This is a genomic window from Streptomyces sp. NPDC002867 (genome assembly GCF_053591895.1).
In genome coordinates, this window is record NZ_JBSFUR010000019.1 from 115,098 (window position 1) to 137,639 (window position 22,542).

20 protein-coding genes are annotated in these 22,542 nt (G+C 73.4%); 3 read left to right on the top strand and 17 right to left on the bottom strand.

All coding sequences use genetic code 11. The features are described from left to right. Nucleotides 1-20 precede the first annotated feature (20 nt). Entirely contained in the window at nucleotides 21-1,874 is a 1,854-nt protein-coding gene (locus tag ACWD0A_RS19935) for a serine/threonine-protein kinase (protein ID WP_451299811.1), read from the top strand. A 6-nt stretch (nucleotides 1,875-1,880) separates the two neighbouring features. Here ACWD0A_RS19935 and ACWD0A_RS19940 read toward each other — a convergent pair whose 3' ends face one another. From ACWD0A_RS19940 to ACWD0A_RS19960, 5 genes are all read right to left on the bottom strand, one after another. After that, on the bottom strand, nucleotides 1,881-2,516 hold the full coding sequence (locus ACWD0A_RS19940; protein ID WP_451299813.1) for a hypothetical protein: 636 nt from the start codon (nucleotides 2,514-2,516) through the stop codon (nucleotides 1,881-1,883). Beyond that, the gene (locus ACWD0A_RS19945) at nucleotides 2,513-3,292 is read right to left on the bottom strand and encodes a caspase family protein (RefSeq protein ID WP_451299815.1); all 780 of its coding nucleotides are present in this window, start codon (nucleotides 3,290-3,292) and stop codon (nucleotides 2,513-2,515) included. Before ACWD0A_RS19945 ends, ACWD0A_RS19940 begins: the two co-directional genes overlap by 4 nt. Nucleotides 3,293-3,294: 2 nt before the next feature. After that, nucleotides 3,295-3,720, bottom strand: a complete 426-nt coding sequence (locus tag ACWD0A_RS19950) for an effector-associated constant component EACC1 (protein ID WP_451299817.1) — start codon at nucleotides 3,718-3,720, stop codon at nucleotides 3,295-3,297. A gap of 288 nt (nucleotides 3,721-4,008) precedes the next feature. Next, on the bottom strand, nucleotides 4,009-5,733 hold the full coding sequence (locus ACWD0A_RS19955; protein ID WP_451299819.1) for a protein kinase domain-containing protein: 1,725 nt from the start codon (nucleotides 5,731-5,733) through the stop codon (nucleotides 4,009-4,011). Nucleotides 5,734-6,271: 538 nt separating this feature from the next. After that, nucleotides 6,272-7,558, bottom strand: coding sequence for an adenylosuccinate synthase (locus ACWD0A_RS19960; protein ID WP_451299821.1), 1,287 nt, complete (start codon nucleotides 7,556-7,558; stop codon nucleotides 6,272-6,274). Between the two features lie 153 nt (nucleotides 7,559-7,711). On the opposite strand from ACWD0A_RS19960, the gene ACWD0A_RS19965 reads away from it, so the two are divergent. Next, on the top strand, nucleotides 7,712-8,551 hold the full coding sequence (locus ACWD0A_RS19965; protein WP_451299823.1) for a diacylglycerol kinase: 840 nt from the start codon (nucleotides 7,712-7,714) through the stop codon (nucleotides 8,549-8,551). Nucleotides 8,552-8,693: 142 nt separating this feature from the next. Here the strand turns inward: ACWD0A_RS19965 and ACWD0A_RS19970 are convergent, their stop codons facing one another. The 12 genes from ACWD0A_RS19970 to ACWD0A_RS20025 all read right to left on the bottom strand — a co-directional run bounded on the left by ACWD0A_RS19970 (nucleotide 8,694) and on the right by ACWD0A_RS20025 (nucleotide 21,541). Next, nucleotides 8,694-9,899, bottom strand: a complete 1,206-nt coding sequence (locus ACWD0A_RS19970) for a cytochrome P450 (protein ID WP_451299825.1) — start codon at nucleotides 9,897-9,899, stop codon at nucleotides 8,694-8,696. A 19-nt stretch (nucleotides 9,900-9,918) separates the two neighbouring features. Continuing rightward, the gene (locus tag ACWD0A_RS19975) at nucleotides 9,919-10,578 is read right to left on the bottom strand and encodes a response regulator (protein ID WP_307714364.1); all 660 of its coding nucleotides are present in this window, start codon (nucleotides 10,576-10,578) and stop codon (nucleotides 9,919-9,921) included. After that, on the bottom strand, nucleotides 10,575-11,924 hold the full coding sequence (locus ACWD0A_RS19980) for a sensor histidine kinase (RefSeq protein WP_451299827.1): 1,350 nt from the start codon (nucleotides 11,922-11,924) through the stop codon (nucleotides 10,575-10,577). Before ACWD0A_RS19980 ends, ACWD0A_RS19975 begins: the two co-directional genes overlap by 4 nt. 91 nt (nucleotides 11,925-12,015) lie before the next feature. After that, a complete protein-coding gene (locus ACWD0A_RS19985; RefSeq protein WP_451299829.1) occupies nucleotides 12,016-12,681 on the bottom strand; it encodes a response regulator in 666 nt (221 codons plus the stop codon). Then, the gene (locus tag ACWD0A_RS19990; protein WP_451299831.1) at nucleotides 12,678-14,003 is read right to left on the bottom strand and encodes a sensor histidine kinase; all 1,326 of its coding nucleotides are present in this window, start codon (nucleotides 14,001-14,003) and stop codon (nucleotides 12,678-12,680) included. The genes ACWD0A_RS19985 and ACWD0A_RS19990 overlap by 4 nt, the downstream gene beginning before the upstream one ends. Further along, nucleotides 13,996-15,186, bottom strand: a complete 1,191-nt coding sequence (locus ACWD0A_RS19995) for an acyltransferase family protein (RefSeq protein WP_451299833.1) — start codon at nucleotides 15,184-15,186, stop codon at nucleotides 13,996-13,998. The genes ACWD0A_RS19990 and ACWD0A_RS19995 overlap by 8 nt, the downstream gene beginning before the upstream one ends. Continuing rightward, nucleotides 15,179-16,144: an alpha/beta hydrolase gene (locus tag ACWD0A_RS20000; protein WP_451299835.1), complete on the bottom strand. Its 966-nt coding sequence runs from the start codon at nucleotides 16,142-16,144 to the stop codon at nucleotides 15,179-15,181. The genes ACWD0A_RS19995 and ACWD0A_RS20000 overlap by 8 nt, the downstream gene beginning before the upstream one ends. 125 nt (nucleotides 16,145-16,269) lie before the next feature. Next, complete coding sequence (locus ACWD0A_RS20005) at nucleotides 16,270-17,091, bottom strand: SDR family oxidoreductase (protein WP_451299837.1); 822 nt, start codon at nucleotides 17,089-17,091, stop codon at nucleotides 16,270-16,272. Between the two features lie 55 nt (nucleotides 17,092-17,146). Then, complete coding sequence (locus ACWD0A_RS20010) at nucleotides 17,147-18,016, bottom strand: alpha/beta hydrolase (protein ID WP_451299839.1); 870 nt, start codon at nucleotides 18,014-18,016, stop codon at nucleotides 17,147-17,149. 605 nt (nucleotides 18,017-18,621) lie between these two features. After that, nucleotides 18,622-19,815: a kynureninase gene (gene kynU / locus ACWD0A_RS20015; RefSeq protein ID WP_451299841.1), complete on the bottom strand. Its 1,194-nt coding sequence runs from the start codon at nucleotides 19,813-19,815 to the stop codon at nucleotides 18,622-18,624. After that, nucleotides 19,808-20,629: a tryptophan 2,3-dioxygenase family protein gene (locus tag ACWD0A_RS20020; RefSeq protein ID WP_177149706.1), complete on the bottom strand. Its 822-nt coding sequence runs from the start codon at nucleotides 20,627-20,629 to the stop codon at nucleotides 19,808-19,810. Before ACWD0A_RS20020 ends, kynU begins: the two co-directional genes overlap by 8 nt. Before the next feature lie 87 nt (nucleotides 20,630-20,716). After that, nucleotides 20,717-21,541, bottom strand: coding sequence for a DUF3152 domain-containing protein (locus ACWD0A_RS20025; protein ID WP_451299843.1), 825 nt, complete (start codon nucleotides 21,539-21,541; stop codon nucleotides 20,717-20,719). Between the two features lie 286 nt (nucleotides 21,542-21,827). On the opposite strand from ACWD0A_RS20025, the gene ACWD0A_RS20030 reads away from it, so the two are divergent. Further along, nucleotides 21,828-22,247 (top strand): DUF3151 domain-containing protein, encoded by a 420-nt coding sequence (locus ACWD0A_RS20030; RefSeq protein ID WP_451299845.1) that lies wholly within the window; start codon nucleotides 21,828-21,830, stop codon nucleotides 22,245-22,247. Nucleotides 22,248-22,542 lie beyond the last annotated feature (295 nt).

Genomic DNA, 22,542 nt, shown 5'->3' on the forward strand with positions numbered 1-22,542 from the left:
GCCTGTGGAAGGATCGCCGCGTGGACGCCCTGACCCCCGACGACCCCACCCGGATCGGCCCCTTCCGCCTCATCGGCAGGCTCGGCACCGGTGGCATGGGCCGCGTGTACCTGGCCCGGTCCGAGGGTGGCCGGACCGTCGCCGTGAAGGTCGTGCACGCGCAGCTCGCCGAACAGGACGAGTTCCGGAGGCGGTTCGCGCGCGAGGTCGCCGCGCTGGAGCGCGTCGGCGGCGCCGGGACCGCGCCCGTGATCGACTCCGACACGGCGGCCGACGCGCCCTGGGTGGCCCTGACCTACGTGCCCGGACCCTCCCTGCGGAACGTGGTGGGCGAGGAGTACGGCCCGCTGCCGGCCGAGACCGTGCTGGCGCTCGCGAGCAGGCTCGCCGACGCGCTCACGCACATCCACCGGGCCGGTCTGGTGCACCGGGACCTCAAGCCGTCCAACATCCTGCTCACCGTCGACGGTCCCCGCATCATCGACTTCGGCATCGCGCGCGCCGTGGACACCGTCACCGACGGCGGGCTGACCGGCACCGGCGCGGTCGTCGGCTCGCCGGGCTTCATGTCGCCCGAGCAGGTGCGCGGCGAGAAGCTGACCCCCGCGTCGGACATCTTCTGCCTCGGCGCGGTCCTCGCGTACGCGGCGACCGGGGTGCCGCCGTTCGGTTCCGCGGACAGCGGCGCGCACGCGACCATGTTCCGCATCGCGCACGACGAGCCCGACCTCACCGGACTGCCGTCCGAGCTCGAACCGCTCGTCCGTGCCTGCCTGGACAAGGACCCGCACCGCCGCCCGCCCGCCTCCGTGCTCGCCGCGGCCGACCACGGCCCCGGCCCCGTCGGCGCCTGGCTGCCGGCCGACGTGCTGGCCCGCCTCGGCAGGAGCGCGGCACGGCTCCTGGACGCCGACACCCCGGCGCCGGGCGCCGGTGACCCCACCCCCGCCGCCGACCCCGCGCCGCCGCGCCGCCCGCGCAGAGGACGGGTGCTCGCGGCCGTCCTGGCGGCGGTGCTGCTCGCGGCCGCGGGCGTGGGCGCGGCGACGTTCTGGCCCGAGAAGCAGCCGTCGGGCGGCGACAGGCGCCCCACGTCCTCGGGACCGGGCACGGACGATCGCCCCGCCGGGGACGTGCCGCAGTCCTTCGTGGGCGCCTGGGAGGGCGTGCTCGACGGCACGGCGGACGCCCCCTACTCCACGGGCCGCATCGAGATCGCCCAGGGGCGTACGGGCGAGAAGACGGCCGTGTACGTCACCGTCACCGGCGAACGGCTGTGCATGGGGCGGTCCGTGCTGGTGTCGGCGGACGCCGACCGGATCGTGTTCGGCGAGAGCGACGTGACGCTGAGCGTGCCGGAGAAGCAGTGCACCCCGGCCGCGCACCAGACGCTCACCGTCCGCTCGCCCGACGTCCTGGAGTGGACCTCGGGCGCGGCGACGGCGACGTTCCGGAAGGCGGGCTCAGGACCGGAGGCGGTGCCCTCGAAGTTCCTCGGCACCTGGACCGAGGACGAGTCCGGCGCCGAATGGGGCCCTGGCCAGGCGGAGTTGTTCGAACGCCGGGTCACCGTCACCCAGGGCCCGGTCGGGTCCGCCGTCGTCCGCTACGAGTCCGCGTCCCCGCGAACGGACGAGACGACGGGCGAGCCCGTCGGCGGCACCGTCAACTGCGCCTCCACCGCCGTTCTCGGCGGCGTCGGCGGCCTGGTGGTCGTCGGCCCGCCCGTCCGCGACGCGCAGGCATCCGACCCGGAGTGCACGACGGACACGTCGTCGCAGAACCTGCGGATCGACCGCTTCGAGGGCAAGGAGCGGCTCCTGGTGTACGGGATGAGCGCGGACGGCGAGCCGGGCGAGTACTTCCGCGGGTGAGCCGCGTCATCCGCAGGACCGCTGGTGGCCGAGGTGCGGAAGCAGGGCCGCCCACTGGTCCTCCTCGACGCTGAGGGGGCTGGTGGCGCACAGCCGCTCGTAGATCGTGTCGGTGTCGCGGTCGAGGAGGTAGGTCTTCCGCTCGGCGTGGCTTCCGCCCACGTCGCCGTCCGGCACCACGGCCATGAAGGGACTGTCGCCCGGAAGCAGCCGCAGCTCCTTCACTCCTTCCAGAGTGGCGCCGGCCGGCGTGCGCCACCGGCCGTCCCCGCTGCTCTCCCAGATCCGGTAGGGCTCACTGGTCACCACGCGGGTGCCGTCCGGGGCCGGTGTGATGTCGGAGATGGCCCGGTCGAACCGCATCTCGGACTCCGCACGGGGCTTGTACGGGTCGCTCACGTTCCAGAACTTGACCGTTCCGTCCAGCAGCGTCGTCGCCAGCCTGCCCTTTCCGACGGGCTGGTAGCCACCGGACGCGGCGGGCAGCCGTGCGGCCTTCCTGGGGTTGCGGATGTCGCTCATGTCCCACAGCTGGGACTCCTGGGCGATGGTGTCGGTGGCGAGCAGCCGCGAGGACGGCACATAGCCCGCTCGCCCGGCGGCCACGTCCTTGAGCAACCGGCCCTTGACCGGGTTCTTCACGTCGGTGAGGTCCCAGATGCGCAGGTCCGCACCGCCCGTCCCGGGTTGCGGGCGACGACAAGGTCGGCGGCCCGGCCCACGCCGTCGGAGTGCGAACGCGCCGGCCCGCCCTGGAAACGGTGGTCGAGGATCCGGTACAGGTCGAGGAGGGTGAACCAGGCGGGCCCGCCCGCGTCGCCCTCCGTCAGGACCCGCAGCAGTTCACCGCTGAACAGCGTGTGCCGCTCCCCTGCGGGCGCGAACGACGCCGCGTAGTGCGTCGCCGAGGTCAGCAGGAAGCTGCCTTCGGGGCGGGCGGACGCCAGCACTTCGCGGTACTCCTGCGGCGCGGCCCCCGCGAGTCCGGAGAAGCAGCAGTCGAGGACGACCACCGGGCTCGCCGCCGCGTCCGCCAGGCGTTTGCTGATCTGGTCGTACGGAACGGCGCGGACGGTGTCGTTCGAGGACGCGGTGCCGGAGGTGGCGAGGTACAACTGCCGTCCGGGGCCGAGGAGTCCGTGCCCGACGAAGAAGAAGAGCACCACACCGCCCTCCGAGGCGTCGATGGCGGCCTGCACGGCGGCCAGCACCTCGGTGGGGCCCTCGGGGTCGATGATCTCGGTGACCCGGCCGTCCATGCCGCACCGCTCCCGCAGCGCCCGCGCGAGGTCCCGCGCCGAGTGCGCTGCGCTGGGCAGGGCGGTCAGCGACAGGCTGCCGCTCGTGCCGTACCGGCCGGTTCCCCCCACGACGGCGTGACAGTTGGCTGCCGACAAGTCCCCCCGCGTGTCGGCCATGGTCAGGCGTTCTCCGGTCCGGCCGCCTGCCCGGAGGCGTGCCCCGACGCCTGCGGGCCGGGCTGTGGCGGCGGCTGGAGCACTTCGGCGACGCGCTGCGCCAGGTCGCCGGCGCTCTCCGCCCGCCGCCCGTCGATCCGCTCCGACGTGACGGTGACCTGGGTGCCGTCGGGCCGCGTGATCGTCACGGTCTGGTTGACCTTACGGCTCTGCAGCCAGGCCACGATCGCCGCCGCCACGGCAGCGGTCAGCCCTCCCGGCGCCAGCAGGAGGCTGACCAGATCCGGGGCGGCCCCGCTCATGGTCCCGGGATCCGGCGCCTTGGGAGGAGGAAGACGGACGAGGCCGCGCACCTGCGGGTCCTGCAGCAGCCACCATCGCAGATCGTCCGTCTCGGCCGGTCCGCCGGCGTCCAGAGTGATTCTCACGAGCCCTCCGAGCAGCGAGCGATGCACACAGGACCTTCGAGATCAACGATGCATCCGTAGGCCCACCACGCCCTTTCAGCAAGGGAGTTGGCCGGAAGGCACCCCCTCGCTCACCCCCAGCAGCGCGCTGCGCAGCAGGACCGGGTGGACGAACCGGTCGGCGGCGACGGGCGGGAAGCGCCACAGCACGGGCCAGGTGCGGCGAGCTGATCCCTGAGGAGTCGGTGCTGCGGCGGACGATCGGCGGGGAGGAGGGGAAGCGCGGCCACATGCGGTATGACTCGGGAGTCAGCTCTCGGCCGGGAACACCCTGGTCACCTTGCCGTTGAGATCGGCGGTCAGGTGACCGCCGCCGTAGTCGTCGGCGAAGTGGACCGCCAGGCCGAGCGGGGAGTCGAAGGTTTCGTTCGCATTGTCGACCAGGATGTAACGCAGGGTCGGTTTCTTCACGTTCAGGTCCTTCTCCGCCCTCTTCAGCAGGGCGGGGACGACGTCCCAGTCGATGTCGTCCATGCTGAACGGGAGATCGCCGCCCGACAGCGTGTTGCTGATGATTCCCTTCTCCACTCCCTGGCCCGGGCGGTAGGTGTAGCTGTCGTACTTGGTGTCGCTGCCCTTCACCATGACGTCCAGGGACACGTACTCGTCGTAGACGCCGAAGCTCCCCACGCGGTCCGTGCCCGTCGCGGCCTTGATCTCCTCGACCGCCGTCCGGATGCCGTCCGGTGTCAGCAGATCGTTCTTCGCGGCGGCCTGCGACGGCGTGGGAGTGGGCGTCGGAGTGGGTGCGGGCGTCCGCGACCCGGTGGGGGAGGAACTCCCCGGTGAGTTCGACGCCGTGTCGCCGTCCTTCTTGCCGTCGTTCGGCAGCAGGGACCAGACCAGTACGCCGGCCAGCACGGTCCCGACGACGGACGACGCGATCGCGACGCGGCGTTTCGCGCGTCCGCCGGACGGGGGCGGAGTCTGCCGCGTCGGGCCCGCCGGGTAGGGCGTCGGCTGCGCCTGACCCGGCACGCCGGCGTGCGGAGTCGGCGGCCCGAAACCGGCCGACGGCCGGAAACCCGTCGGCGGTCCGAAGCCGGCAGGTGCGGACGGCGCGGTCGCCGGGCCCGGCGGGGGCCCCAGCCGGTACGACGTGGGCTCGCCGGTCCCGCCCGGAGCGCTCTGTCCGCCCTCCGCCGCAGCCGCGAGCATCCGGTCCACGGTCTCCGGGTCCGGCCGCGCGGCCGGGTCCTTGACGAGTACGGCGGCCAGGACCCCGGTCAGCGACCCCGCCCGGCGGGGCGGCGGAAGCTCCTCTCTGAGGACGGCGGCCAGGGTCGCCAGCGTCGTCGCTCTGCGCAGCGGGTTGTTCCCCTCGACGGCGACGTACAGCATCATCGCCAGCGACCACAGGTCGGAGCCGGGTCCGCCGTCGTCGCCGGAGATGCGCTCGGGCGCCATGTAGTCGGGTGTGCCGATGATGGACCCGGTCGCGGTCAGGACGGTCGACTCCCTGATCGCGGCGATGCCGAAGTCGGTGAGCACCGGGCGGCCGTCGGGCCGGAGCAGCACGTTCGCGGGCTTGACGTCCCGGTGCTGGATGCCGACGTCATGGGCCGCCCGCAGCGCTGCCAGCACCTCGCGCCCGAGCCGGGCGGCCTCGGCGGGCGCCATCGGCCCCTTGTCCAGCCGGTCCTGGAGCGATCCGCCGGTCACCAGTTCCATGACGATCCACGGGTAGGTGAGCCCGCCGCCGTCCACCACGTGGTGAATGGTCACCACGTTGGGATGGTCAACCCTGGCGAGCGCCCGCGCCTCCCGCAGCACCCGGGCCCGCAGCATCGCCGCCGCCTCCGGGTCGTACTCCGCAAGCCCCGGGTCGGACGGCCGCACCTCCTTGAGCGCCACGGCCCGGTCCAGCACCAGATCCCGTGCCCGCCACACCATGCCCATACCGCCGCCGCCGAGCCGGACCTCCAGCTCGAAGCGTCCGTCGATGACCCGTCTGTCGGATTCCCCGTCGTTCATGGCCGGGAGCCTACGAGACGCCGGTGACTCGGTGCCGATCAGGTCCTGGTGTCGGCAAGCAGCGGATGGCGGTGACCTACCGGTCGGCGGCCCGGGTCACGATGGTCATCGACTTCCCCGACGCGTCGGGCCTGGAGCCGTTCGCCCTGGAACGTGCCACCGGCTGACGCGGCAGCGACGCGGAGGAGACACCGCTGCGGCTGGCGCTCGGCGACGACGCGATCGACACGATCCACGCCCACGTGGAACAGGTCCGGGCGGACCTCACGGCCTGGGACAAGGTGGGCCGCGACACCAGGCTCGCCTGACGCACGCCCGAGGGCCCGCACCCGCCGACGGTGGCAGGTGCGGGCCCTCGGGCGTGCGGTACGGCAGCCCGTCGGATCGACGGCAAGGACCGGCTGTCCCTGTACGGGACGAGGATCACGTGCGCCGGAAACAGGCCGTCCCCGGGCCACGGATCATCGGTGATCCCCGACTCCGACACCGCAGGTCCGGGGCGGGAAGCAAAGTTCCCGCCCCGGATCCGTCGGCTGCCCTACGACAGGAACGAGTTGATCTCGATCGTCTCCGTGCGGCCCGGGCCGACGCCGATCGCGGAGATCGGCGCGCCCGACATCTCCTCGAGCGCCTTCACGTAGTCCTGCGCGTTCTTCGGCAGGTCGGAGAAGGTCTTCGCCTTGGTGATGTCCTCGGACCAGCCCGGCAGGTACTCGTAGACCGGCTTCGCGTGGTGGAAGTCGGTCTGGCTGTAGGGCAGCTCCTCGACGCGCTTGCCGTCGATCTCGTACGCGACGCAGACTGGGATCTGCTCCCAGCCGGTCAGCACGTCCAGCTTCGTGAGGAAGAAGTCCGTGAGGCCGTTGACCCGGGTCGCGTAGCGTGCGATGACCGCGTCGAACCAGCCGCAGCGGCGGTCGCGGCCGGTGGTGACGCCCCGCTCGCCGCCGATGCGGCGCAGCGCCTCGCCGTCCTCGTCGAACAGCTCGGTCGGGAACGGGCCCGCGCCGACACGGGTCGTGTACGCCTTGAGGATGCCGATGACCCGGCTGATCTTCGTCGGCCCGACGCCCGCGCCGGTGCAGGCTCCGCCCGAGGTCGGGTTGGAGGAGGTGACGAAGGGGTACGTGCCGTGGTCGACGTCGAGCAGCGTGCCCTGGCCGCCCTCGAAGAGGACGACCTTGCCCTCGTCGATGGCGTTGTTGAGGATCAGCGTGGTGTCGGCGACGTACGGCTTGATCTGCTCCGCGTACTGGAGCATCTCCTCGACGATCTTGGCCGGCTCGATCGCGCGCCGGTTGAAGACCTTCGCGAGCAGCTGGTTCTTGGACTCCAGCGCCGCCTCGACCTTCTGGGTCAGGATCGACTCGTCGTAGAGGTCCTGAACGCGGATGCCCGTGCGGTTGATCTTGTCGGCGTACGTCGGGCCGATGCCGCGGCCGGTCGTGCCGATCTTGCGCTTCCCGAGAAACCGTTCCGTCACCTTGTCGATGGTGACGTTGTACGGAGTGATCAGGTGGGCGTTTCCGCTGATCAGCAGCTTGCTCGTGTCGATGCCGCGGTCGTTCAGCCCGCTCAGCTCGGAGAGCAGAACCGCAGGGTCCACGACGACGCCGTTGCCGATGACCGGAGTACATCCGGGCGAGAGGATTCCGGAAGGGAGGAGATGCAGCGCATACTTCTGGTCGCCGACGACCACCGTGTGGCCGGCGTTGTTGCCACCCTGGTAACGCACCACATAGTCCACGGATCCACCGAGGAGGTCGGTGGCCTTTCCCTTGCCCTCGTCACCCCACTGAGCACCGAGCAGCACAAGTGCGGGCACAGGCGTACACCCCTTCCGGGCGGGGCAAGACCAAGGTCAGGGGGCCGAAGCCGTACCTGAGTATTCGGACCGGTTGCCCCGGAATAGACGAAGCCCCTGGCGCAATAGCGCAAGGGGCTCTTGCACAAAGATGCTACCCGAGGAAGGACCGAGGTGTCGGATCACGACCAGCTGCTGGTGGTCATCGACCCGGTCGCCCGCCGAATGGACGGCGAGTCCGTGCGCATCGCGAAAGATGTGCTGTGCGGCGGCTCGGAGGCGAAAATCTGTCTCCCCGAAGGGCCGGAGGAATTCGCGCGGGCGCTCGCCCGGAGGGGTCACCGCAGGCCCGTCGTGGTCGGCGACGACCGCGCCCTGCTGCGCGCCGTCGCCCTGCTGCACCGCGACCGCCGGCTCGGCGACGGCGCGCTGGGGCTGATCCCGGTGGGCGCCTCGGTGCAGCTGGCGCACTCGCTCGGCGTGCCGGCCGGGCCGGTCGCGGCGGCGCGGGCGGTGCTGGACGGCGTGGTGCGCCGGCTGGACCTGCTGGTCGACGAGTCCGACGGTGTGGTGCTGGGCGGCCTGTCGATCCCGGCGGCGCGGGCGGTGGCACGGGCGGAGGCGTCCGTGTGGAACGCCTGCCGGTCCCTGGTCCGCACCCTGGTGCGCCCGGCCCCGGCGGGCCCGGCGGCCCGCGCGCACCGGCTGCGTGTGGAGGCCGACGGGGTCCTGCTGGCGGACCTGGACCGTCCGGTCGAGGCCGTGTCGGTCCGGGCGGACCGCGACGGCCGCGCGGAGGTCCTGATCCGGCACCTCTCGGCCACGGAGGCGGTCCGCACGAGCGCCCTCACGGTGACGGTGTCCGGCCCGGACTTCCGCTACCGCGCGGACACCCATGTGACGGGCCCGGTCCGCACCCGCACCTGGACGGTCCGGCCGGGGGCGTGGGGTCTGACGCTGCCGGTGACCGCCGGGGCGGAGACCTGGGCGGAGGGCCGTCAGGACGGGTCGTAGAGCCGGTCGCGGTGCTGGTGTGCGGGGTGTGGCCGCGGGCCCGGCGCGAAGCACGGTACGGACCCGGGGCGCAGCCCGCGCGCCCCCCAGCGCGCAGGGCCACGGGACCGGGGGCGACGCCTCGGTGACGGGACGGGGAGCGTCACAGCTCCACGCGCAGCTCCCTCAGGCCCCTGATCACGAAACCCTCCCGCCACTCCGGTTCCGACACCGGCCTCATCCCCGGCGCCTCCCGCAGCAGTTCGCCGAACGACGCCGAGAGTTCCAGGCGGGCCAGCGGTGCGCCCAGGCAGTAGTGGATGCCCGCGCCGAAGCTCACGTGCGGGTTGTCGGCGCGGGCCAGGTCCAGGGCGTCCGCGCGCGGGAAGCGCGCTTCGTCGCGGTTCGCGGAGCCGAAGAGCAGCGCCAGTTCGGAGCCGCGCGGGACCACCGTCCCGTCGATCTCGATGTCGTCCAGCACCCAGCGCTCGAAGAGCTGGAGCGGCGTGTCGTACCGCATCAGCTCTTCCACAGCTGTGGACAGCATCGAGTGGTCCGCCCGCAGCGCCGCCAGCTGCTCGGGGTGGCGGAAGAGCGTCCACCAGCCGTTGGCCGTCGTGTTCACCGTCGCCTCGTGGCCCGCGTTGAGCAGCAGCACGCACGTGGAGATCATCTCCTGCTCACTGAGCCGGTCCCCCTCCGCGTGCGCCGAGATCAGCGCGGAGATCAGGTCGTCGCCCGGATCCGCCCGCCGCACCGCGATCAACTCCCGCAGGTACGCGCTGAATTCGAGCGACGCCCGCACCGCCCGCGCCGCCGTCTCCTCGGACGGGTTCAGCTCGTACATCCCGCAGATGTCCGCCGACCACGGCCGCAGCAGGCCCCGGTCCGACGCGGGGACGCCGAGCATCTCCGCGATCACCGCGACCGGCAGCGGCTCCGCGACGTCGGCCACCAGGTCTCCCCCGCCCGCGCGCCTGAGGTCCGCGACCAGGTCCGCCGCCAGCCGGCGCACCACCGGTTCCAGCGCCTGCACGGTCCGGGGCGTGAACGCCGTCGTCACCAGGCGCCTGATCCGGGTGTGGTCCGGGGCCTCCAGGTCCAGCAGCCCGTGGTCGTTGAGTGTGTGGAACGGCTCGTGCGCGGCGGGCGGCGGCGTACGCCCGAACTCCTCGTGCGTGAAGCGGTGCAGATACGTGCGCCCCAGCCGCCGGTCCCGCAGCAGCGCCGACACATCGGCGTGGTGCGGGACCAGGAACTGCCGCGTCGGCTCGAACCAGTGCACCCGCCCCCGTGCCCGCAGCTCGGCGAGGGCCGGGTACGGGTCGGCGGCGAAGGCGGGGGACCAGGGCTCGAACGGTACGTCCATGACGGGACGCTAACCCCGCCTACGACGGCGTGACCAGCCTCGCCTCGTACGCGAACACCGCCGCCTGGGTGCGGTCGCGCAGGCCGAGCTTCACAAGAACCCGGCTCACGTGCGTCTTGATCGTGGACTCAGCGACGACCAGGTGCGAGGCGATCTCCGCGTTCGACAGGCCCTGCGCGATCAGCACCAGCACCTCCGTCTCGCGTTCGGTCAGGTCACCGACCTGGGTCATCGCGGCCGGGCGCGGGGTCTCGGCGAGCCGGGAGAACTCGGTGATCAGCCGTCGCGTGACCGTCGGTGCGAGCAGCGCCTCACCCGCCGCGACCACGCGGACGCCGTCGGCGAGCTGCCGGGCCGAGGCGTCCTTCAGCAGGAAGCCGGACGCCCCGGCGCGCAGCGCCTGGTACACATACTCGTCCAGATCGAACGTCGTCAGCACCAGCACCTTCGCCCCGCTGTCGGCGGCGACGATCTCGCGCGTGGCGTCGATGCCGTTCAGCTCCGGCATGCGGATGTCCATCAGGACGACCTCGGGCGCCAGCTCGGCGACCCGGCGCACCGCCTCGCGACCGTTGACCGCCTCGCCGACGACCTCGATGTCGGGCATGGCGTTCAGCAGGACCGAGAAGCCCTCCCGGACCATGGCCTGGTCGTCGACGATGAGCACGCGGATCGTCATGACAGCTCCTGGGCGGGGGTCGCGGCGACGGGGATGAAGGCGGTCACCTCGTAGCCGCCCTCCTCGGTCGGCTCGGCGGTCATCTCGCCGTTCAGCATCGTCACACGTTCCCGCATGCCCGTGATGCCGTGGCCCGCGCCCCTCGAAAGGGGCGGGCGAAGCCCTCGTTCAGGGGCGGTGGTCGGGCGACGGGCGGGACTGACGAGGCCCTGGGGCGCGGTGTTCACCACGCGCAGGCCCAGGCCGCCCAGTACGTAGGAGATCTCGATCCTGGCGGTGGAACCCGGGGCGTGCCGCAGGGCGTTGCTGAGCGCCTCCTGGATGATCCGGTACGCGGACAGCTCGACGCCCTGGGGCAGCTCGCGCACCGCTCCCGTGACCGTCTTCTCCGTCTCCAGCCCCGCGTCGCGGACGTTGGCGATCAGGTTGTCGAGGTCACTGAGCATCGGCTGCGGCGCGTCCGGCGCCTCGTAGTCCTCCGCCCGTACGACGCCGAGGATGCGGCGCAGCTCGGTCAGCGCGGCCACCGCGTTCTCGCGGATGGTGGCGAACGCCCGCTCCAGCTCCTCCGGCGGGTTCTCCACCCGGTAGGGCGCGGCCTCGGCCTGGATCGCGACGACCGACATGTGGTGCGCGACCACGTCGTGCAGCTCGCGGGCGATGGTCGTGCGCTCCTCCAAGAGCGTGCGCCGGTCGCGCTCCACGGCGGTCACGGTCTGCTGCGCGGCGACCTCCTGCTTCGCCTCGCGCCGGGTCAGGAACATGCTCACGACCAGCAGGGCCACAGCGGAGGTGAAGAGCATCGCGGGTGCGTTGCTGCTGTAGCCGCGGCTGAAGACGCTGTCGGAGAACGCCCCGTACCCGGCGGTGATCAGCCACATCCAGCCGGCCGTGCGCGGCCGGGTCCGCAGTGCGACCACGACCATCACCGCGAAGTGGGACAGGAATCCCGCGGGCGTCCAGGGCCAGTCGCCCCAGGGCCCGCCCAGGACCCCCACGAACGGAGTGCTCACCAGCGACACCCACCAGGCACCGACCGGCCTGATCAGCGTCATGGCCACCGCGCCGGCCGGGACGAGCCCGAGCAGGAGGCTGCCGAACTCGCCGTCCCCGGCGGCGCCCGCGAGAAGCAGCGTGCAGAAGGCGGTGAACAGCACCACGGCGTGCGGCAGCCACACGGCGAGCGCGCGTATCCGCCCGCCGGGAAGCCGCCGTACCAGCGGCCCGTCGCCGCGCAGCGGCGCCAGCGGGCGGTAGGCGAACGTGTCGTGGCAAAGGTCCTGGCGGAGGCCGCTGAGTGCCCCTTGGGCCAGGCGGTACTCGAGGCTGCGGGTCTTCTCGGTCACGTGAGAAAGGTAAGCGGAGCGGCGGCGGCGGTCGTCAGCATCGTTATGGATCCCGCGGCATCCGCCCTGAGGACTACCTGGGGCGACGCGCTCAGTAGCCGGCCGGACGCACCAGGCCCGTCTCGTACGCGAAGACCGCCGCCTGGGTGCGGTCGCGCAGGCCGAGTTTCACAAGAACCCGGCTCACGTGGGTCTTCACGGTCTGCTCGGCGACCACGAGGGACCGGGCTATCTCCGCGTTGGACAGGCCCTGGGCGATCAGGGACAGCACCTCCGTCTCGCGTTCGGTCAGATCGCCGACGCGCTCCTTGAGCGGGGCGCGCGGCGACCCGGTCGTCCGGGAGAACTCGGTGATCAGCCGCTTGGTGATGTTCGGGGAGAGCAGCGCGTCCCCGGCGGCCACGACCCGCACGGCGTGCGCGAGTTCCTCGGCCGACGCGTCCTTGAGCAGGAATCCGGACGCGCCCGCGCGCAGCGCCTCGTAGACGTACTCGTCGAGGTCGAAGGTGGTCAGCACGAGCACCTTCGTCGCCGGGTCGTCCGCGGTGACGCGGCGGGTGGCCTCGATGCCGCCGAGCTCGGGCATGCGGATGTCCATCAGCACCACGTCGGGCCGCAGCTCGCCGGCCCGGGCCACGGCGTCGAGACCGTCGACGGCCTGACCGACGACCTCGATGCCGGGCTCGGCGTTCAGCAGCACCGTGAAACCCTGCCGGACCATCATCTGGTCGTCGGCGATCAGCACGCGGATCGTCACTCTTCCGTCTCCCCCTTGGCAGGTGTGTCTCCCGGCAGGAAGGCCGTCACCTCGTAGCCCCCGTCCGGTGTGGGCCCGGTCGCGAGGTCGCCGCCGAGCATGGCGGCCCGCTCGCGCATGCCCAGCAACCCGTGTCCGGCGCCCGGTGAACGCGGGGCGGGGACGCGGGGCGCGGTGTTGGCGACCCGGACGCCCAGGCCGGGCGGCGAGAAGGCGAGCTCGATCCGCACCGTCGTGCCGGGCGCGTGCCGGATGGCGTTGCTCAGCGCCTCCTGGACGATCCGGAACGCGGACAGTTCCACGCCCGGTGTGAGCGGGCGCGGCTGTCCCGTCGAGGCGCAGTCGACGGTCAGCCCGGCGGCCCGCGCGTTCTCGACGAGAGCGTCGAGGCGGGCCAGCGTGGGCAGCGGGGCGTGCGGGGCGGACTCGGACGCCTCCGGGTTCTCCGAGCGCAGGACGCCGAGGACGCGGCGGAGTTCGGTGAGCGCGTCGAGCGCGTTCTGCCGTATGCCCGCCAGGTTCTCCTTCAGCTCGTCGGTGGGCTCCTTCACCAGGTGGGGCGCGACCTGGGCCTGGATCGAGATCACCGACATGTGGTGGGCGACGACGTCGTGCAGCTCGCGGGCGATGCGGTTGCGTTCCTCCAGCACGGTGCGCCGGGTGCGCTCCTCCGCGGTCAGCACCTCCTGCTCGACGAGTGCGGCACGCGCCTGGCGGCGGCCGCGCAGGGCTGTGCCGAGCAGCACGACGACCGTGCACAGGACGACCGCGACCACCCCGGTGGACTGGTGGTCGGCCGCGCCCAGCAGGCCCTGGACGGCGTAGGTGAGGAACGCCGTCAGGACCAGTGCCGCCGCGGACACCCGGGTGCGCACCCGCAGGGCGAGCAGCAGCAGCACGGCCGTGTGCCCCAGGATCCCGGCCGCTGTCCAGGGCCAGGGGAAGTCGTGTGCGTTGCCTTTCAACAGCTGGTGGCGCACCAGGACGGCGCCCACCGCCATGGCCGCCGTCGACAGCCACCACGCCGCGACCGGCCGTCGCAGCGCGAGCGCCACCGCACCGCCCTGAGCGAGCCCGATCAGGAAGCCGAGCTGGGGGCCGAGACCGCCGTCGCCCACAAGCTGTGCCACACCGCCGAACGTGATCCCGAACGCGGCGATGCAGAGCAGACCGTGCGGGAGCCAGCGCAACCAGACGAGGGGCGGCAGCGGATCCGACCGGAAGGTCCACAGCCCCTCCCACAGCACCCGCAGCCAGCTCAGAACGCCTTGCGGGAAGGCGAGTTGGGGCCCCGTGGTCGTCACACGCCCCACCCTAGACACCGCCGTGCACATCCGCCGCCGCGTTCCGGTCCGCGCGATGCGCCCGCACCACACGCGACGCGCGACGCGGGCGGCCCCGTTCGTGCGGCCGCGTGCGGCCCGCTTCGTACGGGTGGAAGACCGCCCGGCACACCAGCAGGACGAGCGTGAAGACCGGCAGCCAGGCGAGCCGGGCGAGCACCCAGCCACCGTCGTCGGGCACGGTGTGCAGACCGGGCAACCGGCCGAGGGACAGCCCGGTGGCCGTGACCGCCATCAGGGCGGTCTGGTGCCACAGGAAGACGGTCATGGCGCAGAGGTTGAGCAGGGCGACGGCCGCCCAGGCGGCGGGCCTTCTCAGAGCGCGGCGCAGCGGGCCGAGCAGCAGCAGGGCGGCGCCGCACTGGGCCAGGCCGAAGGTGACGGCGGCGAGAGTGGGCGGGTTGAGGTTGGAGACGGGCGCGCCCGGGACGCCGACCATGGACGCCGGGTATCCGGCCCACGCGACGAGCGCGGCCGTGGCCGCCGCGCCGCCCAGCAGCAGCGCCCAGCGCACCCCTCTGCCCGGCTCCCGGCGGGCCCAGGCGGTGCCGAGGCAGTACGGGACGAGCCAGCCGGCCGCGACATTGACCCAGCCCAGGGAGGCGGGCGCGCCGAAGCCGAAGCGGAGCAGGTCCACGTGCAGCACGACGGCGAGGGGCCACAGCGGATGCAGGCGGGCGACGAGCGGGGTCGCCGCGGTCAGCGCGGCGAACACCAGCAGGAACCACAGCGGGGACAGGGCGAGGCCCAGCAGGGTGCTCACGGTCGCGGTCCCGGTCCCCGCGGCCAGCGTGCCGGCGGACACGACGGCCCACAGCCCGAGCAGGGCGGCCACGGGACGGAACAGACGGGCGAGCCGGGAGCGCAGCCAGTCGAGATGGCCGCCGGGGTACGAAGCCCGGCTGCGGGCGGCCTCGTATCCGCCGACCATGAAGAAGACGGCGAGGGTCTGCAACGCCCCGTAGAGGGGCGCCAGTTCGGGCATGTGACGTACCGGGGAGTCGCCGTGCAGCGTCCCGCCGTCCGCGACGAGCGCGGTGACCAGCCAGTGCCCCAGGACGACGCCGGTGATGGCGAAGGCTCGCAGCGCGTCCACGGCCCGGTCCCTGCCCGGCGGGGTCGCGGCGTCGATGCGGCGGACGAGGCCGCGCGGGTCAGGCACGGGACAGCTCCGCGGTACGGCCGGCGGCGATCAGCGCGAGGTTGCGCAGCGCGGTGGAGCCTGGCCGCAGGTAGTCGCTGTGGCCGCCGCCGCCCGCGTCGAAGACCCGGGCGCCGAACGCGTCCGCCACGGGGTCCGTGCCGAAACCGACCTCGGTGCCGAGGAGTTCGACCCGTACGTGCGGGACGCCGGCGATCCAGTCGTCGTCGCCGCGCCCGGCCCAGACGGTGGCGCGGGTGCGCAGGGCGGCGGCGGAGTCGGCTCCGGTGCCGGGACTGCCGAAGAGGGCGATGTCGGTGACCGCCTCGGTCTTCGGGCGGTGGGCGGCGCGGGCGCAGACGACGGAGCCGTAGGAGTGGCACAGGAGCGACACGGGGGCCGCGCCCTTGGCGGCGCGCAGTTCGCCGACGAACGCGGCGAGTTCGTCCGCCGCCTCGTCGGCGCGGCTGCTGGTCAGGGCGTCGGTGCCGACGGTCGTCGGGGTGGCGTACCCGAGCCAGGCGACGACCGCCGTACGGTCCGCGCCGGTGCCGCGCAGGGCGCGGTGGAGCGCGGCGGCCCCGGCGCGGAAGCGTGCGTACGTGTCGAGATGGGTGTCCGAGCCCGGCACGAGGACGGTGACGCGGTCGGCGCGCGCGAGGTCGCCGAACACCTCGGCGGCGCGGCCCCCGTCGCGCCCGTCGAACGTGAGGAACTGCCCGTCCGCCGCCATCGCCCGCAGCGCGCGGGCCCGCCGGTGGTCTTCGTGGCCGTCCGCGACGCGGGCCGCGGCGCGGATGCCGGCCCGCGTGATGGCGTACCGGGCGTCCAGGGCGGGCAGTTCGGCGGCGCTGAGCGGTGCGAGGGCGGCCGGCTCGGGCGCCGGGACGGCGGACGGCCTCGCCGCGGCCGACACCGGGACGGCCACGGCCGCGGCGAGGAGCGCGGCGAGCAGGGTGCGGCGCAGGCGGGACGCCATGGGGATTCCTTCCGGTCCGAATCGCTGATCCGGAAAGGACGTTAGGAATCCGGTCCGTAGGCCGGCGTCCCGCGCGAGAGCGCACGTGCCGCGTAGCTCTCAGGTATGACGGGTAGGGGCGCCGGTCAGGCCCGGAAGGCGTCCGCGTGCTCGGCGGCCCACTCGGTGAACGTCCTGGCCGGCCGGCCCGTCACCTTCTCGACGGTGGGGACGACGGTGCGGCCCACCGGCGGGGTGTTCCCGTACGCCTCCAGCAGGAAACCGATCACGTCGTCGGCCAGACCGGAGGCGCGCCACCGGCCGACGGCCTCCTCTTCGGTCAGCTCGACGAGCCGGATCGCGCGTCCGCGCGCGGCGGCCAGCGTCTCCGTCTTGTCCTTCAGGGTCAGCACCTCGGGCCCGGTGATCACGTACTCCTGTCCGCCGTGGCCGTCCTCGGTCAGGGCGACGGCCGCGACCGCGCCGATGTCGGCCTCGTGGACCATGGCACTGAGCCGGTCGGTGAACGGCTCGCGCACCTCGTCGGCCGTGCGTACGCCGTCGGCCCACTCCAGGGCGTTGCCCATGAACTCCACCGGCATCAGCACGGTCCACGGGATCTCCCCCGCCCGCACCGCGTCCTCCAGCAGGCTGGGGCCGCCGCCGTGCAGCACGGTGATCCGCCGCACGCCGGCCTCGCGGGCGAGTTCCAGGATGCGCGGGCCGGTCTCCAGCGGGGCGAAGTACGGGCCGCCGAAGGTGATCAGGTGCAGGCCGGTCACGCCCTGGAGCGCGGCGGCGAGCGTGGCGGGGTCGGTGAGGTCGCCCCGGACGACCTCCACCCCGGCGGGGAAGTCGGCCTTGCCGGGGTCGCGGGTCAGGGCACGGACGGAGTGTCCGCGGCGCAGCAGTTCGGCGACCACCTGGCGGCCGACGGTTCCGGTTGCTCCGGTCACGAGATTCGTCATGGGAAGACCGTAGGAAGGGTTGCGGTCAGCTTCTGTCCGCAAGCACCGTCCCTGTTCACCAGGCGAGTTGGGCGATCTCCTCGGCCACGACGGCGCAGGCGTCCGCGGCCGGGTCGATGAGCGGGAAGTGCCCGACCTCCTCCAGCAGGGTCAGCCCGACGGTCTCGCCCGCCTTCGCCGCGGCGTCGACGAACGCCTCGCTCACCGCCTGCGGCACGACGATGTCCGTGCGGCCCTGGACGACAACCGTCGCGATGCCCGTGGGCAACAGGACGGCCGGGTCGGTGTGCGCGGCCCGCTGTTCGTACTCGCCTGCGGCACCCAGCAGTTGGCGCACCGCGCCGCCGCACACGTCGAGCCCGACGGCGAGCGCGAAGTCGGCGATCGGGGCGAGCGCGACGACGCCGCGCAGGGCGGGCGGCGCGGGCAGCCGCCACGGCGAACCGGCCGGCAGGACGTGCCGGGCGGCGGCCCACAGCGCGAGCTGCCCGCCCGCGGAGTGCCCGGTGACGACGGTGCGCCGCGGGTCCGCCTGCGGCAGGGCGCGCCGGGCGAGGTCCGGCAGCGCGTCCAGGGCGGCGGCGACGTCGTCGAACGTCTCCGGCCACCGTCCCGCGACGGGCCCGGTCCCGCGCTGCTGCGGGATCTCGCGCCCGCGCCGGTACTCGACGTTGGCGACGGCGAGCCCGCGGCGGGCGAGGAAGTCCGCGAACGGGGTGACGTGCTGCCGGTCGTACGGCGCCCGCCAGGCCCCGCCGTGCAGCAGCACCACGAGCGGGGCGCCGGCCCGGCCGTCGCGCGGCGCGTAGAAGTCGACGACCTGATCGGGATGCTCCCCGTAGGCGACGGACGCGTCCGGCGCGACGGCAGGATGCGAGAACGCCGACTCTTCCTCGGCGGCGTCACGGGCGACGGGGTCCGGCATGTGCTGCTCCAACAGTCCCGCAGGTGTGGCGTATTCAACCTGACCAGCGCGGACGCTACCAGTTACGGCGGGGCCGCCGGGTCGCTGCCCGCGCTTGCCCCCACCCCGCCCCTTCCCCTACGGCCCGGCGGCCGTGGGAGGCCCCATCCCGAAACCGGGGCGCCGCCCCAGGCCCCGTACCGCCCTGGCGGGCGGCTTGCGGGGCCGCTGCCCCGGGCCCCCGCGCGTCAATCGCCGACGAGGCTGGATCTGCCTGCGGCACATCAGCCCGTCTGGGGCACTCCCCCTGGCTGCGCCGGGAGGACCCCACCAACGGCCGCCAGGCCGTAGGGGGAGCTGGAGGACACCGCGCGGAGCGCGGTACGGGTGCGGGCTTGCCCCGGTCACGGGAAGGGGGCACCCCCCAACGGCCGCCAGGCCGAAGGGGGAGCTGGAGGACACCGCGCGGAGCGCGGTACGGGTGCGGGCGGAGCCCGGTACGGGGTCCGGGGCTTGCCCCGGTTACGGGAAGGGGCGGGGTGGGGAAAGCGCCCCGCGCAGCGGCAGTCCGGCCCGGGGTTCGGGGCGCAGCCCCACCAGGGTCCGGGGGCAGCGCCCCCGGACGGTCAGCCCCGCAGCACCTCCGACAGCACCCGCGCCGCCCGCTCCACGTCACCGAAGCCCACGTACAGCGGCGTGAAGCCGAACCGCAGGACGTCCGGGCGGCGCAGGTCTCCGATCACGCCGCGGTCGATCAGCTCCCGCATCACCCGCGGCGCGTCCTCGCAGCGCAGCGCGACCTGACTGCCGCGTTCCGCGTGGGCCGCCGGAGTCAGCGAGGTCACCGACCCGGCCGGGACGTACGCCTCGACGCACTCCAGGAAGAAGTCCGTCAGCGCCAGGCTCTTGGCCCGTACCGCGCCGATCGAGACCCCGTCCCAGACGTCGAGCGACGCCTCCAGCGCCAGCATGGACAGGATGTCGGGGGTGCCGACCCGGCCCCGGACCGCGCCGGGCGCGGCCTCGTAGCCGAGAGTCATCGCGAACGGGTCCGTGTGCGAGTTCCACCCCGGCAGCGGGGAGTCGAAGCCGGCCTGATGGCGCTCGGCGACGTACAGGTACGCCGGTGAACCGGGGCCGCCGTTCAGGTACTTGTACGTGCAGCCGACCGCGAGGTCCACGCCGTGCTCGTCCAGCCCCACCGGCAGCGCGCCCGCGCTGTGGCACAGGTCCCAGACCGCGAGCGCGCCCGCGTCGTGGATCGCCGCCGTCAGTCCGGGCAGGTCGTGGAGCCGGCCCGAGCGGTAGTCGACGTGATTGACGAGCGCGACCGCCGTCGTCGGCCCGAGGGCCGCGGGCAGGTCCGCGGGGTCGACGAGTACCAGCTGCTTTCCGGTCATCCGGGCGGCGGACTCGGCGATGTACCCGTCCGTGGGGAACGTGCCGGCGTCCACCAGGACGTCCGTACGCGCCGGGTCGTCGACGAGCCGCACGGCGCCCACCACCGCCTTGAAGACGTTGACACTCGTGGAGTCGCCGACCACGATCTGCCCCGGCGCCGCGCCCACCAGCGGCGCGATCCGGTCGCCGATCCGCTCGGGCGCCGTCCACCAGCCGCTCTCGTCCCACGAACGGATACGCAGCTCGCCCCACTGACGCGTCACCACATCGGCGACGCGGGCCGGCACGTGCGCGGGCAGCGCGCCCAGCGAGTTGCCGTCCAGGTACACGGCCTCGTCGAGCGCGAACAGCTTGCGCGCGGCGGCCAGTTCGTCTGCGGCGTCCAGCGCCGCGGCCTTCCCGGCCAACGACTCAGACATGGCTGCGCGCCGTCCACAGCTCGGGGAAGACGTTCTTGCGGGCCCGCTTCTCCAGCCAGGACACGCCCGCCGAACCACCCGTGCCGACCTTCGAGCCCATCGCCCGCCGCGTCGCCACGAGATGGTCGTTGCGCCATCGCCACACCAGCTCGCCGACGTCGGTGAGCGCCTCGCCGAGGCGCACCAGCTCGGAGTCCTGGTCCTCGGCGGCGTACAGCTCGGCCCACGCCCGCTCGACCTGCTCCGACGGCTCGTACTTCTGCGACAGGTCCCGCTCCAGCACCTCGGCCGGTATCGCGTGGCCCCGGCGCGCCAGCAGCCTGAGCACCTCGTCGTACAGACTCGGCTCGTGCAGGGCCTTCTCCAGCTCCGCGTGCACGCGCGGTGCGCCGCGGTGCGGCACCAGCATCGACGCGGACTTCTCGCCGAGCAGGAACTCCATGCGCCGGTACATGGCCGACTGGAAGCCGGAGCCCTCGCCGAGCGCGTCGCGGTAGGCGTTGAACTGGGCCGGGGTCAGGTTGGCGATCGGCCGCCAGGAGGCGTTCAGCGCCTCCAGCTCCCGTACGGAGCGCCTGAGCGCGTCCATCGCCACGGGGACGCGGTCCTCCCGCAGCGCGCGGGCCGCGGTCTCCCATTCGTGGACGATCACCGTGAACCACAGCTCCATGACCTGGGTCGTGACCAGGAAGACCATCTCGCCCGGGTCGTCCGAACGGGGGTGCTGGAGGTGGGTGAGGACGTCCGCCTGCACGTAGTCCTCGTACGGAGTAGTGCCCGCGAAGTCCAGATTCGGGGCGGCGTCATGTGACATCGCTGTCTCCTCGACGAATCCGGGTAGCGGTCCGCCCCTTCCTGATCGGTGTGGGCCCCGGTCCCCACCGGCATCATAGGACGAGGTTCACACCGGCGGTCCGGTGAGATACGTCCCGTCCTCGTCGTAGGGCCAGGCGTTGGAGACGCAGCCGTTCAGGCCCTTGATCTGCTGCATCATCACCGGCGCGGGGCGGCCCGGGCCGGGGCAGCCCATGTGCTGCCGGATGCCGATCTCGTGCCCCACCTCGTGGTTGATGATCAGGTGCCGGTACTCGGCGGGTGTCCCGGCGAACGTCGGCGACCCCAGCATCCACCGCTTCAGATTGACGACGACGCCCTCGACGGTCTCGCAGTTCAGCTCGCCGCGGGTGTTGAGGCCCTGGGCGAGGCAGAGCCGGTCGGCGGTGGCCGGGGTGGCGATCCTGATGACGAAGTCGGCGTCCGACGAGACGAGCTGGAACCGGCCGCGGCCGTGGGCGGCCCAGCCCCGGGGGTGGGCGAGGATGTCCTCGATCTCGGCCGCCGCCTGCCGCGCGGACAGGTCGATGCCGTCCTCGACCTCGACCTTGTAGCGGCGCAGCATGCCGGTGCCGGCCGCCGCGCCGGTGGCCTGCGCGGCGGTGAACGTCCCCTCTCCGGACGCGGGCACGTTCGGCGGCCCGCTCACCTTCGGGGACGCCTTGGGCGACGCGGTCACGCCGGGGCGCGGCGAGGCGGAGACGGACGGCTTCGGGTCGGCCTCGGGAGAATCCTCGGGAGAGGTCTCGGGGGAGGTCTCCGGGGACATCAGCGGTTCGGCGCGGGGCGTCTGCGACGGGGCCGCGGACGCGGCGCCTGTGCCACCGCTGCGCCAGTGGGCGAGGGCGGCGCCGCCGCCAATGGACAGGATCCCGACGATCAGGCCGAGCACGAGGAGCGGGCCGAGCGGACGGCGACGTGCCCGGTCCCGGCGGGACGGGGCCCGGCGGCCACGTCCACGCCCGCGTCCAGTGGCGGCGCGCTTGCCCAAAACAGAACTCTCCCCTGGTTCGGCCGGCTTTTCTGGGGGAGAGGGTGGGGCCTCCGCTCCGGCGGTGTACATCGGCTGCGGACGAGTAAATCGACAGCGCGTGCGATCGTACCCGGGAGGACGTGGCCTGTGAGGCAGCGGTTCCCTGGCCCGGCCGGGTGCGGTGCGCCGATGGCAGACTTCAGCCATGAACCTTCACGAGAACCTGCTCGGCGGTCCGCCCCCGACCCACCTGCCGGAGAACGAAGAGGCCTACCGGATGCTCGCCGAGCAGTCCGCGACGCCTGCCGAGGTCGCCGCCGCGCACCCGACCTTCTCCCTGGCGTGGGCGATGCTGGCCGACGACGCCTTCGAGGCCGGGCGTGTGGTGGAGTCCTACGCCTACGCCCGCACCGGGTACCACCGCGGGCTCGACGCCCTGCGCCGCGCGGGCTGGAAGGGTCACGGCCCGATCCCCTTCAGCCACCGCGCCAACCGCGGCTTCCTGCGCTGCCTGGCGGCTCTGGCGCGTGCCGCCGACGCGATCGAGGAGAGGGAGGAGGCGGACCGCTGCTGGCAGTTCCTCAAGGACAGCAGCGACGAGGCCTACGCGGAACTGAAGCGCTAGCCCCGGCAGCGTTTCACCCGAAGCGTTCGAGGCGGGGGGCTCGGGGCGCCAGCCCCGGGCAACCCGGCCCCGCCGGCGATCAAGCCCCGGAGCGCCTCGGCGGCACCAGCCCGGGCAACCCGGCCCACCTCGGACGTTCGAGGCGCGGGGCGGCTCGGGGCACCGGCCCCGAGCAACCCGGCCCGCCGGCGATTGAGGCGCGGAGCGCCTCGGCGGCACCAGCCCGGGCAACCCGGCCCACCTCGGACGTTCGAGGCGCGGGGCGGCTCGGGGCACCGGCCCCGAGCAACCCGGC